The following is an 11,536-nucleotide window of genomic DNA, read 5'->3' as shown; positions in this document are numbered from 1 at the left end:
CTGCCCGGTTCGTGCCGGGGCAGGGAGAAAACATCCTATGCCGTCTCTGCGAAAAGCTCGCGGCCGATCAGCATGCGGCGGATCTCGCTGGTGCCCGCGCCGATCTCGTACAGCTTCGCGTCGCGCCACAGGCGCTCGACCGGAAACTCCTTCGTGTAGCCCACGCCGCCCAGCGTCTGGATCGCCTCGCCGGCCATCCACGTCGCCTTCTCGGCCGAGTAAAGAATGGCGCCGGCCGCGTCCTTGCGGAAGGTGCGCGCATGGTCGTTGCGGTCGCAGGCCTTGCCCACGGCGTACACATAGGCGCGCGTGGCCTGCCAGGTGGAATACATGTCGGCCAGCTTGCCCTGCATGAGCTGGAACTCGCCGATGCTCTGGCCGAACTGCTTGCGCTCGTGGATGAAGGGCAGCACAGCGTCCATGCATGCGGCCATGATGCCCAGCGGGCCGCCCGAGAGCACGGCGCGCTCGTAGTCGAGGCCGCTCATCAGCACCTTGGCGCCCATGCCTTCACCGCCGAGCACGTTCTCTTCGGGCACTTCGCAGTTGTCGAAGAACAGCGGGAAGGTGTTGGAGCCGCGCATGCCGAGCTTGTCGAGCTTGGTGCCGGCCGAAAAACCTTTGAAATTCTTTTCCACGATGAAGGCCGTCATGCCGCGCGCGCCCATCTCGGGCTCGGTCTTGGCGTAGATCACCAGCGTGTCGGCGTCGCCGCCGTTGGTGATCCACATCTTGCCGCCGTTGAGCACGTAGTAGCCGTCCTTCTTCTGGGCCTTGAGCTTCATGCTCACCACGTCGGAGCCGGCGTTGGGCTCGCTCATGGCCAGCGCGCCCACGTGCTCGCCGCTCACCAGCTTGGGCAGGTATTTCTTCTTCTGCGCCTCGCTGCCGTTGCGGTGGATCTGGTTCACGCACAGGTTGGAGTGCGCGCCGTACGACAGGCCCACCGAGGCCGATGCGCGCGACACCTCCTCCATGGCCACGATGTGGGCCAGGTAGCCCAGCTCGGTGCCGCCGTACTCTTCCTTCACCGTCATGCCGTGCAGTCCGAGGTCGCCGAGCTTCTTCCAGAGGTCGTGCGGGAACAGGTTCTCGCGGTCGATGTCGGCGGCTCGGGGAGCGATCTCGTTCGCGGCGAAGTCCTGGATCGCGCTGCGCAGCGAGTCGATGGTCTCGCCCAGGTCGAAGTTCAGGCCGGGATCGTGCATGGGGTTTGTCTCCTCTGAGGGGTCGGCGCGCAGGGCTACCCGCGCGGGATGGCGCTTGCTTGAAAGACCGCAGCTTACGCTTCGCGGTGCCTCAATTGGCGCCACAATGGTTGCAAATCGCGCCACGACAGAATCGCCGAACCATGTCGCCCCCCTCGTTCCTCCGACCCGCCCGCGCCGTCACGCCCATGGCCTTCGTGAGAGCCATCGTGCGGGCCTACGAACGCTACGGCATGGACCCCGCCGAGGCCCTGAAGGCGGCACAGATCACGCCGCGCGAACTGGCCCGGCCGGGCGCGCGCGTGACGGCCGCGCAGTTCGAGGCGCTGTCCGGCCACGCCATGCAGGAACTCGACGACGAAACCCTGGGCTGGTTCACGCGGCGCCTGCCCTGGGGCAGCTACGGCATGCTGTGCCGCGCCTCGCTGACATCGCCCGACCTGGGCGTGGCCCTCAAGCGATGGTGCCGCCACCACCGGCTGCTGACCGAGGACATCGGCCTCTCGCTCGACGTGGCCGGCGGCGTGGCCACGCTGCGCATCGCCGAGAACCGCCCGCTCGACGACGCCTTCCGCGAGTTTTGCCTGGTGACCACGCTGCGCTTCGTGCACGGCTACATGTGCTGGGCCATCGACTCGCGCATCTCGCTGCGCCATGCGAGCTTTCCGTTCGCCGCGCCGCCGCACAGCGACGCCTACCCGCTGATGTTCACGCCCGACGTGCGCTTCGGCGCGCCGCAGGCCGGCATCGCCTTCGACGAGCGCTATCTCGCCCTGCCGCTGCAGCGCGACGAGCGCGCGCTGCGCACCATGCTCAAGCGCGCACTGCCGCTCACCATCCTGCAGTACCGGCGCGACCGCCTGCTGGGCCAGCGCGTGCGCGAACTGCTGCGCTCGCGCGCCAGCGAGGCCACCACCGCCGAGGCGCTGGCCGCGCTGCTCAATGTGTCGGGCCGCACGCTGCACCGGCAGCTGCACGAGGAAGGCACTTCGCTGCAGATGCTGAAGAACGAGGTGCGCCACGAGATGGCCGTCGACCAGCTGCGCCGCACCACGCGGCCGATCAAGCAGGTGGCGCTGGCGGTGGGCTTTCGCAACGAGAAGAGCTTTTCGCGCGCCTTCCTGCAATGGACGGGGCAGGCGCCGCGCGACTTCAGGCAGCAGGGCAAATGAACGGGATCAGGCGGTCTTTTCGCGGTCCCGCAGCAGGCCCTCGAACGCGGAGACCTGCCATGCGAACTCTTCCGCGAAGGCGTCGGGATCGGTGATCGCGTAGGCGCCATAGGCGTAGACCATGGCGTAGGCCGCGTACTCCGCCGCCTGCAGCGCGCGGCCGGCTACCGCCTGGTACACGGCATAGGTCGCGGACACCGCTGCATGGGCCGTTCCGTCGATGGAGCGCGAGCCCGGATGGCTGCCCGCCGCCACCGCCATGCGCTGTTGCGCCGATGCCAGCGTGGCAGCATCGGCATGGCCATCGACAAAGGCTCCGAGCGTGTCGAGGCCGCTCAATGCTTCGGGTGACTCCAGCAGGTGCCTCACGCGCTGCGCACACATGAAGCCGAAGCGAAACCGCAACGGGGCATGGGCCTCCGCATCGAGATCTGCGGCCCTGGCGAGCCGCTGCAGTTCCGTATTCATGTCAGGCGCCCTTTCTCGGTGGATAGAGCATCGCCTGCTGTGCTCAGGCAGGTGCGTCGATCAGTGCCAGCGCGTCGGCGATCGACTGGCTGTCTTCGGGCCGCACCAGCTTCGCGACCTGCTTGCCGTCGCGCATGAACACCAATGTGGGCCAGAGCCGCACGTTGAACGAGCGGCCCAACGGACGGCCGCTGCCGTCTTCCACCTTGATTCGGCGCACGTTCGGATACTTCGCGAAGGCCTCGGTGATGTTCGGCTGCGCGGCCTTGCAGATGCCGCACCAGTTGGTGCCGAACTCGACGACGGCGGGACCGGAGAGCGCGTCGATCTCGCTGCGCTCGGGTTGCTCGGTTTTGTATTCGGAGGTCATGGGGGTGCTTGCTTCCTGCGGCTGGGGAGTGGGCTGTGCTCCCTCGCATTCCAACAGAAACTCAGGCCGCCTGCAGCCCGTAGCCCGAAAGCAGCGCCGGGAGTTCGGCCATGTCGCTGAACACCTTCACCGCGCCCACGCTCAGCAACGGGCCGGGGCCGCTGTGGCCCGACTCGCCCGTGCTGTAGCCGAACACCGTCGCGCCCGCGGCCACGCCGGCCATCGCGCCGGTGACCGTGTCTTCCACGATGGCGCAGCGCCTGGGGTCGACGCCCAGCGCTTCGGCTGCGGCGAGGTACACGTCGGGATGCGGCTTGGAGCGCGGCATCTCGTGGCCGCTGAAGATGCGGCCCTGGAAACACTCGAGCAGGCCGACCTTGGCGAGCTGCAGCTCGACCTTGTGGCGATCGGCGCCCGATGCGCAGGCGATGCGGCCCTTGAGCCTGGAGTGGATCTCGCGGATCGCGGCAGGGGCATGGGGGATGGCCGTGAGGTCGCGCTCCAGTGCCTCGTTGCGGCGGGCACGGAAGGTCTTGAGCCAGTCGTCGGTGATCTTGAAGCCCGTCTTCGATTCGATCAGGGCGGCTTCGTCCTTCACGGCTTTGCCTGTGAAGGTGTTCATGGATTCTTCCGTGGTGATTTGCCAGCCTAGTTCGCCGAGCATTTCGGCGAGGACTCGGTTGGTGATGGGTTCGGAGTCGACCAGGACGCCGTCGCAGTCGAAGAGGACTGCGGAGAAGGGGAAGGGGGACATTTTTGGGGAATTGGCCTTGGGATTGGTGTGATGGTAGCAATCGGCCCTTGGGTTGGTTTGCTTCCCGAGGCCGGGTCTCGGCCCGGCGGCCGACCTACTTTTCTTTGCTTCGCCAAAGAAAAGTAGGCAAAAGAAAGGCGACCCTACTGTCTGCGTCCCTTCGCTTCGCTGCGGGCAACCTGCGGTGCTCGACGTAGGAGGGGGTCCGCAGAACTCGCTTCGCTCAAACAGCTGCGGCCCTTGTCCCTCCTACGTCTGCGCTCCTCGGCGCAGCCAGAAGGGAGTTGGAGACCGAGCAGGCCATCGCTGCGCTCGGCCTCTGAACAGCCCACACTGGCCTTCGCTTCGCTCGGCCACGCATTGAGGCCCCGAAACTGCAATGGGCCCCTTGCCCCATTCCAAGCACAGCAAGCGCGAAGCGCTTGCTGTGCCTTGGGGGCCGAGCGAAGCAAAGGCCCGCACATCTCCCCTCCCCTCTGGCTGCGCCGAGGAGCGCAGCGTTTCGCGGATCAGGGCTCGCCCTTGTCTGAGCGAAGCGAGTTTGGGCGAGACCCCGCGAAACGCGAGCACCGCAGGTTGCCCGTAGCGAAGCGAAGGGGCGCAGACAGTGGGGTCGCCTTTTCTTTGCCTACTTTCTTTTGGCGAAGCAAAAGAAAGTAGGTCGCCCGCCGGGGCGAGTCCCGGCCCCGGGAAAAAACCTCAAGACACCGCCCGGATAGGGATATACATCTCCCCCCCACCAGCCATGAACTCCTTCGACTTCTCCTCCATCCCTTCAGCCAAAACAGCAGCCTCAGCCACTCCCTTCTTCGCCGCGTACTCCCGCACTTCCTGAGTAATCTTCATAGAGCAGAACTTGGGCCCGCACATCGAACAGAAGTGCGCCACCTTGCTCGAATCCTTTGGCAAGGTCTCATCGTGGAATTCCCGCGCAGTGTCGGGGTCAAGCCCCAGGTTGAACTGGTCCTGCCAACGAAACTCGAACCGCGCCTTGCTCAGCGCATCGTCCCGCGACCGAGCCCCCGGATGCCCCTTCGCCACATCCGCGGCATGCGCCGCGATCTTGTACGCAATGATCCCCTGCTTCACATCGTCCCGATCAGGCAACCCCAGGTGCTCCTTCGGCGTCACGTAGCAGAGCATCGCAGTCCCCGCCCAGCCGATCATCGCCGCGCCGATCGCGCTGGCGATGTGGTCGTAGCCCGGCGCGATGTCGATGGTCAGCGGCCCGAGCGTGTAGAACGGCGCCTCGTGGCAGTGTTTCAACTGCTCGTCCATGTTCGACTGGATCATGTGCATCGGCACATGGCCCGGCCCTTCGATCATGGTCTGCACGTCGTGCTTCCATGCGATCTGCGTGAGTTCGCCCAGCGTGCGCAGTTCGGCGAACTGGGCTTCGTCGTTGGCATCGGCGCCTGAACCGGGGCGCAGGCCGTCGCCGAGCGAGAAGCTCACGTCGTAGGCCTTCATGATGTCGCAGATGTCCTCGAAGTGGGTGTAGAGGAAGCTCTCCTTGTGGTGCGCGATGCACCACTTGGCCATGATCGAGCCGCCGCGCGACACGATGCCCGTCATGCGGTCGGCCGTGAGGTGAATGAACGGCAGGCGCAGGCCGGCGTGGATGGTGAAGTAGTCGACGCCCTGCTCCGCCTGCTCGATGAGCGTGTCGCGGTAGATCTCCCAGGTGAGGTCCTCGGCCACGCCGCCGACCTTCTCGAGTGCCTGGTAGATGGGCACGGTGCCGATCGGCACGGGGCTGTTGCGCACGATCCAGTCGCGCGTGGTGTGGATGTTCTTGCCGGTGGAAAGATCCATCACGTTGTCCGCGCCCCAGCGGATGGCCCACACCAGCTTCTCGACCTCTTCCTCGATGCTCGAGGTGACTGCCGAGTTGCCGATGTTGGCGTTGATCTTCACCTTGAAGTTGCGGCCGATGGCCATCGGCTCGACTTCGGGGTGGTTGATGTTGGCCGGAATGATCGCGCGGCCGCGCGCCACTTCGTCGCGCACGAACTCGGGCGTGATGATGCGCGGAATGCTCGCGCCCATCGGGTTGCCCGCCACGCGCTTCGCGCGCTCTTCGTTGGCGAGGTATTCGGCCATCCACTCGCGCTTGCCGTTCTCGCGCAGGGCCACGTATTCCATCTCGGGTGTGACGATGCCGCGGCGCGCGTAGTGCATCTGCGTGACGTTGGCACCCGACTTCGCGCGGCGCGGCGTGCGCTGCAGCGCCGAGGCGCCGGCGCGCAGTTCGGCCAGGCGCTGGGCGTCGCGGTCTTCGTTCTTCGCGCCGTCGTCCAGCGCATGGTGCATGCGGCCCTCGTAGCTCTCGGTGTCGTTGCGCTCGGCGATCCACGCGCCGCGCACGTCCGGCAGGCCGCGGCGCACGTCGATCTCGACCTTCGGGTCGGTGTACGGGCCCGAGGTGTCGTAGAGCGACACGGTCTCGCCGTTGGTCAGCTGCACGTCGCGCACGGGCACGAACAGGTCGGGCCGGCTGCCCGGAATCACGCACTTGTGCGACGCGGGAAAGGGCTCGCGCGTCAGCGAAAGCAGCGAGGTGAACTTGTCGGGGGCATTCATCGGAGGCACTCCTTGTTGAGGGAAAGGGTGCTCCGCAATCGCTCGGTGGACTTCGGGATGCCCGTCACGGAAGGGGGAGTGACGGACCGGAGTCAGGGAGTGCAGCTCTTCTTACGCCGGTATGACCCGGATCAAGTTCGCGGGTCGGCAGCTTTGCCATCTCAGCACGCCACATGCGTGCACCCCGGAGCGGGGCCGATTGTGCGAGCCCCGGCCCGGCGCGTCAACCCGGGGTTGTTACTGCAGGTCGCCGTCGACGTAGAACCAGCGCCCGTCCTCGCGCACGAAGCGGCTGCGCTCGTGCAGGCGCGTGGCGGCGCCGGAAGGGCCGCGCTGGCGCGCGACGAACTCGACTTCGGCATGGTCCGCGTCGAGCACGGAGCGCGAGCGGACGTCGAGCCCCAGCCACTTGACGCCCGGCTCGAACTCGATGGAAGCCGGACGTTTCGACGCGTGCCAGGTGGCGAGCAGGTACTCGCCTCGCTCCAGCACGAAGGCCGAATAGCGCGAACGCATCAGCGATTCGGCATCCGGCGCGGGCGTGTTCGAGAAATCGTCGAGATAGCGGCCGCAGCACATGGCGTAGGCCACGGGCTTGTCGCGGCGGTCGGTTCGGCCGCAGGGGCAAGGCCCGGTAGGGGGATCGATGGGACTCATGAAGACTGCTATTGGAACACCTTGCGGACCTGCTGCCGACAGGGCAAGCCCCGAGGCTATGAAGACCGGCTCGCGGCGATGGCCTCCTGCAGCGCCTGCGCGTCGGCCGGCTTGTAGATCAGCGCATAGCCCGCGCGCTCGACCTCGGTCCGCGTCGCATGCGCGGTCTCGCCGGTGAGGATGACCACGTTGCGCGCCTTGCCGACGGCCTGCAGGGCCTGCGCCGCCGCCAGGCCCGAGAGGCCGCTGCTCAGCCGCAGGTCGCTCAGCATCAGGTCGAACACGCCGCCGTGCTGCAGGGCCTCGCGCGGACTCGAGGCCAGCGCGACCTCGTGGCCCCAGCCGGTCAGCAGCGAGCGCATGGCTTCGCGCACAGGCTCCTCGTCATCGAGCACTAGGATGCGGATCGGCGCCAGGACCGCTCCCGCAACGGGTACGGCCGCCGCTTCGCCGTCCTGCTGCGCCGCCGCACCGGCGGACGCGGCCGCTTCCTCCAGCACCAGCGAGAAGGTGCTGCCGCGCCCAGGCGCGGTACGCACCTGGATGCGCGAGCCCATGGCCTGCGCCATGCTCGCCACCAGCGACAGGCCCAACCCGAGGCCCCGGCTGCGGTCGCGCCCGGGGTTGTCGACCTGGAAGAACTCCTCGAACACATGCGCCTGGTGCCGCGCCTCGATGCCCACGCCGGAGTCGCGCACCTCGATGCGCCATGCGGGCAGGCCATCGGCAGAACGATGCAGCCGGCGCGCGAAGACGAAGACCGTGCCCCCGGGCGTGTACTTGATGGCGTTGTCCACGAGGTTGCCCAAAAGCCGCGCCAGCATGCGCGCGTCGGCGCGCACCACGGCCTCGGTCGGACGGATGCGCAGCGCGAGGCCCTTGGCATCTGCCAGCGCGGCGAAGCGGCCGTTCAGCGCCTCGAAGACGGGATCGAGCTGCACGGCCTCCAGCCGCACCGGGGCCACGCCACCGTCGAGCTGCGCGATGTCGAGCAGGGCATCGACCGAACCGCGCAGCGCATCGACGCTGTCGCGCATGAAGCGCAGGTTGTCGGCGCTCGGCGCGTCGCGGGTGTTGAGCGCGTCGACGAAGATCGCCAGCGCATGCATCGGCTGGCGCAGGTCGTGGTTGGCGGCCGCGAAGATGCGCGCGCGCTGCGCCGCGAGCTGGGCCACGTGGTCGAGCTGGCGCGCGAGCGCATCGGCCAGCCGCGCGTTCTCGAAGCCGTGCTCGATGGAGCGCACGATCAGCCGGTTCTGCTTGCGCGCGTAATAAAGCGCCGCGAACATCTGCGACACCACCAGGCAGCCCATGAGGATGGTCACGCTGCCCGGCTCCACCACCAGCCGCAGCGCCATGCCGAGGAACATCGGCACGCTGAAGCACAGCGCGGCCAGCCACCATTGCGCGAGCGCCGCGATGACGACGCCGGAGACGCCGCTGATGAAGAAATACATCAACAGGATCAGCGTGAGGTTGTCGTGCGGGAAGAAGAGCCACGGCGCCAGCCCCCAGATCAGCCCCGGCACCAGCATGCGCACTTCGAGCCGGCGGCGCATGCTCACCGCGTTGCCCGCGTCGATGCCGGCGGGATCGAAGCGGCGCAGGTAGCGATGCCGCTGCCACTGCGAGGTGTGCACCAGCAGCCCCCACGCCAGCGCGCCCAGGTTGTGCGTGAGCACGAGAAAGGTGATCCAGAAGATGGCGGCGACGCTGGCCGCCATGAGCGGCGTGTCGTAGGTGTCGTCCAGGTAGGCCCGTGCGAGGCTCTGGTCGACCAGCGGATTGGGATTGGGCGCCTCGACCCAGTAGTCGCGCAGGCGCCGCAGCAGCGGTGCCGGAAAGGGCGCGCGGGTGGAGCTGGGGGAGGACGGCTGCATGGAGGGGCAGGTAACCGGCGCCCGATTTTGCGCGCTTTGCAGGGCGTTCGCGCGGGCCCTGCGGGCATCCACTCTTGGCGCGACGCTTGCTAAACGTTAGCGTTACAACGCCTTCGAGAAAGCACGCGATGTACCTCACAGCTCCTGAACAGCAGGCCCTGCGCGGCGTTTTCGCGCTGCTGGCCGAAGACGACCGCGACGAACGCGAGATCCGCGAGCGCCTGGGCCGGGCGCTGCTCGACCTGCTGCATGCGGACCAGTTCGCCTCGTTCGTGTGGGACGCCGCAAGCGGCAGCTTCGGCTCGCGCGTGGCGCTGCACATGGACCCTGCCAACCTCGACAGCTACGCGCGGTGGCACCAGCACCACGACCCGATCACCTTCGTGCTGCAGTCGCGCCGCCGCGCCACGCGCGTGACCGAGGTGATACCGCAGCGCGAGCTGATGCGCACACCCTTCTTCAACGACTTCCTCGCGCGCGACGGGCTGCACTGGGGCATGAACCTTCATGCCTTCGAGGGCGATCGTGCGCTGGGCGATCTGCGCATCTGGCGCCGCAAGGGGCGCGGCGATTTCGGCGATCACGAGAAGGCGCTCCTGGACCTGATCGAGCCGGCATTCATCGGGGCCCTGCAGCGGGCGCAGCGCGTGGCGGCGACGGCATCGCACTCGCTGTCGGGCGCGCAGGACGCCGCCTGGGCCTTGCTGAGCGCACGCGAGCAGGAAGTGGCGCGCTGCGTGCGCGAAGGGCTCACCGACAAGGAGATCGCGCGGCGCATGGCGGTGAGCGTGCCCACGGTGCGCACCTACCTGCGCCGCATCTTCGACAAGCTGGGCATCGAGCGCCGCTCGGCGTTGGCGGGCCGGAACATGCCGGCCGCGCGCTGACGACGGCGCCCGCCTATCGCCCGGCCGTCATCACTTCGGCGCCGGCAGCCGGCCCAGCACCTGCTCTACCGCGAGCCCCAGGGCCAGCAGCCTGCGGTCGCTGCCGGCCGGTCCGTCGAGCTCCAGCCCCACCGGCAGGCCCGTCGTCGCGCCGAGGCCCGAGGGCAGCTGCACGCCCGGAATGCCGGCGTTGCTGCCGGGGTCGGTGTTCTGGATCAGCGCGCCGAAGTTCTCGGGACTGCTGGCCTCGGGCGCGGCTGCCAGCGCCACGCGCGGCACAGTCGGGAACACCAGCGCGTCGAGCCTGTTCTTCGTGAAGGTGTCGCGGTAGAGCTTCTGCAGCGCGGGGCGCGCGACGCGCATCGCGTTGTCGTAGACCGGCTTCGCATCGACCACGCCGTTCGGCGCCGGCAGCTTGCGCGGGATGACGAAGGCCTCGAAGGTGCCCTTGACGTCGGGGCTGGCGATGCCGGCCGTGAGCTGCGCGATGTCGATGCCGGTGCGGTACTTCGCGAGGTAGGCCACCATGTCGTCGTTCGCCTCGTAGAGCGCCAGCGGAAAGCCGACCGCCCCGTTGAGCTCCATCAGCTTCGGCATCTCCACGTCCACCAGCGTGACGCCGGCCGCGCGCAGCTTCGCGAGCGCGGCGTCGGTGGCGGCGCGCGTGTCGGCATCGAGGTTGGCGAGAAAGGCCGGCACCACGCCGAGGCGCACGCGCTTCAGGTCGGCAGGCCTGGAGGGCTTGCCACCGGCGATGACGCTGTCGAGCAGCGCGACGTCGGCCATCGACTGCGCCATCGGCCCGGCGGTGTCACGCGTGTGCGAGATCGGCGCAATGCCCTGCTGCGGGTAGCGCCCCACCGTCGGACGCAGCGACGCGCAGCCGTTGAACGCGCAGGGAATGCGCACCGAACCGCCCGTGTCGGTGCCCAGCGCGGCCGGCACCATGCGCGCGCCCAGCGCCGTGCCGTTGCCCGAGGACGAGCCGCCGGCGATGCGGGTCACGTCGTAGGCATTGCGCACGCCCACGTCGGGCCCGCTGTGGAAGCCGGGGTTGTAGCCGGTGACGCCGAAGGCCAGCTCGTGCATGTTCGTCTTGCCGAGAATGACGGCGCCGGCGGCGCGCAGCTTCGCCACCACCGGCGCGTCGGCCGCGGGCACGAAGCCCTTGAGCGCGGGCGAGCCGGCCGTCGCGGGCAGGCCCTGCACCTGGATGTTGTCCTTGATGGCCACCGGCAGCCCCGCCAGCGGCTTGCATGCGCCGCCGCGCTTGCGCAGTGCGTCGGCCGTGCGCGCCTGCTTCAGCGCACCGGCCTCGTCGAGGGTGATGAATGCGTTGAGGTTCGCCTTCGCCTTGGCCTGCGCGATGTAGGCCTCCGTCAGCTGCTCGCTGGTGACCGTGCCCGCGCACAGCTGCCGCATGGCCTCCGTCGCTGTCAGCGTTGCGATGTCGGGTGCCGCCGGCTGGGCCCGGGCGGAAAAGGCGAACGCAACGGCGAACGGCAGGAGCGCCAGCCGCGCGGCAAGGGAAAAGGGTTTCTGAACGGTCATGGCAAG

10 protein-coding genes and 1 riboswitch are annotated in these 11,536 nt (G+C 68.2%); of the genes, 2 read left to right on the top strand and 8 right to left on the bottom strand.

The window, feature by feature from the left end:
• Positions 1-35: 35 nt before the first annotated feature.
• Positions 36-1,208, bottom strand: a complete 1,173-nt coding sequence (locus EJP69_RS23070) for an isovaleryl-CoA dehydrogenase (RefSeq protein WP_093205924.1) — start codon at positions 1,206-1,208, stop codon at positions 36-38.
• Between the two features lie 143 nt (positions 1,209-1,351).
• Between EJP69_RS23070 and EJP69_RS23065 the strand changes: the two genes are divergently transcribed.
• A complete protein-coding gene (locus EJP69_RS23065) occupies positions 1,352-2,380 on the top strand; it encodes an AraC family transcriptional regulator (protein ID WP_126472633.1) in 1,029 nt (342 codons plus the stop codon).
• Positions 2,381-2,386: 6 nt separating this feature from the next.
• Here EJP69_RS23065 and EJP69_RS23060 read toward each other — a convergent pair whose 3' ends face one another.
• The 6 genes from EJP69_RS23060 to EJP69_RS23025 form a co-directional block, all read right to left on the bottom strand.
• Positions 2,387-2,848: a hypothetical protein gene (locus EJP69_RS23060; RefSeq protein WP_126472632.1), complete on the bottom strand. Its 462-nt coding sequence runs from the start codon at positions 2,846-2,848 to the stop codon at positions 2,387-2,389.
• 43 nt (positions 2,849-2,891) lie between these two features.
• Positions 2,892-3,218, bottom strand: a complete 327-nt coding sequence (locus EJP69_RS23055) for a thioredoxin family protein (RefSeq protein ID WP_093205930.1) — start codon at positions 3,216-3,218, stop codon at positions 2,892-2,894.
• A gap of 61 nt (positions 3,219-3,279) precedes the next feature.
• Complete coding sequence (locus EJP69_RS23050; protein ID WP_126472631.1) at positions 3,280-3,972, bottom strand: HAD family hydrolase; 693 nt, start codon at positions 3,970-3,972, stop codon at positions 3,280-3,282.
• 699 nt (positions 3,973-4,671) lie between these two features.
• Entirely contained in the window at positions 4,672-6,555 is a 1,884-nt protein-coding gene (gene thiC / locus EJP69_RS23035; protein WP_126472629.1) for a phosphomethylpyrimidine synthase ThiC, read from the bottom strand.
• Positions 6,556-6,646: 91 nt separating this feature from the next.
• A riboswitch (TPP riboswitch) is annotated at positions 6,647-6,752 on the bottom strand.
• 40 nt (positions 6,753-6,792) lie between these two features.
• Positions 6,793-7,212 (bottom strand): YchJ family protein, encoded by a 420-nt coding sequence (locus EJP69_RS23030; protein ID WP_126472628.1) that lies wholly within the window; start codon positions 7,210-7,212, stop codon positions 6,793-6,795.
• A 56-nt stretch (positions 7,213-7,268) separates the two neighbouring features.
• Complete coding sequence (locus EJP69_RS23025) at positions 7,269-9,092, bottom strand: hybrid sensor histidine kinase/response regulator (protein WP_126472627.1); 1,824 nt, start codon at positions 9,090-9,092, stop codon at positions 7,269-7,271.
• A 128-nt stretch (positions 9,093-9,220) separates the two neighbouring features.
• Here EJP69_RS23025 and EJP69_RS23020 point away from each other — a divergent pair, with 128 nt between their 5' ends.
• Positions 9,221-9,979: a helix-turn-helix transcriptional regulator gene (locus EJP69_RS23020; RefSeq protein ID WP_126472626.1), complete on the top strand. Its 759-nt coding sequence runs from the start codon at positions 9,221-9,223 to the stop codon at positions 9,977-9,979.
• 30 nt (positions 9,980-10,009) lie between these two features.
• Here the strand turns inward: EJP69_RS23020 and iaaH are convergent, their stop codons facing one another.
• On the bottom strand, positions 10,010-11,530 hold the full coding sequence (iaaH, locus tag EJP69_RS23015) for an indoleacetamide hydrolase (RefSeq protein WP_126472625.1): 1,521 nt from the start codon (positions 11,528-11,530) through the stop codon (positions 10,010-10,012).
• Positions 11,531-11,536: the final 6 nt, after the last annotated feature.

The organism is Variovorax gossypii, assembly GCF_003965815.1.
GTDB classification, from domain to species: Bacteria; Pseudomonadota; Gammaproteobacteria; order Burkholderiales; family Burkholderiaceae_C; genus Variovorax; species Variovorax gossypii.
The sequence above is the reverse complement of the archived record's forward strand: the minus strand, read 5'-3'. Positions and strand labels throughout refer to the sequence as shown.

What these genes read in the sequence shown, in the direction of transcription:
- EJP69_RS23070 (WP_093205924.1), bottom strand. Translation starts at nt 1,208, where the DNA reads ATGCACGATCCCGGCCTGAACTTCGACCTGGGCGAGACCATCGACTCG.
- EJP69_RS23065 (WP_126472633.1), top strand. Translation starts at nt 1,352, where the DNA reads ATGTCGCCCCCCTCGTTCCTCCGACCCGCCCGCGCCGTCACGCCCATG.
- EJP69_RS23060 (WP_126472632.1), bottom strand. Translation starts at nt 2,848, where the DNA reads ATGAATACGGAACTGCAGCGGCTCGCCAGGGCCGCAGATCTCGATGCG.
- EJP69_RS23055 (WP_093205930.1), bottom strand. Translation starts at nt 3,218, where the DNA reads ATGACCTCCGAATACAAAACCGAGCAACCCGAGCGCAGCGAGATCGAC.
- EJP69_RS23050 (WP_126472631.1), bottom strand. Translation starts at nt 3,972, where the DNA reads ATGTCCCCCTTCCCCTTCTCCGCAGTCCTCTTCGACTGCGACGGCGTC.
- thiC (WP_126472629.1), bottom strand. Translation starts at nt 6,555, where the DNA reads ATGAATGCCCCCGACAAGTTCACCTCGCTGCTTTCGCTGACGCGCGAG.
- EJP69_RS23030 (WP_126472628.1), bottom strand. Translation starts at nt 7,212, where the DNA reads ATGAGTCCCATCGATCCCCCTACCGGGCCTTGCCCCTGCGGCCGAACC.
- EJP69_RS23025 (WP_126472627.1), bottom strand. Translation starts at nt 9,092, where the DNA reads ATGCAGCCGTCCTCCCCCAGCTCCACCCGCGCGCCCTTTCCGGCACCG.
- EJP69_RS23020 (WP_126472626.1), top strand. Translation starts at nt 9,221, where the DNA reads ATGTACCTCACAGCTCCTGAACAGCAGGCCCTGCGCGGCGTTTTCGCG.
- iaaH (WP_126472625.1), bottom strand. Translation starts at nt 11,530, where the DNA reads ATGACCGTTCAGAAACCCTTTTCCCTTGCCGCGCGGCTGGCGCTCCTG.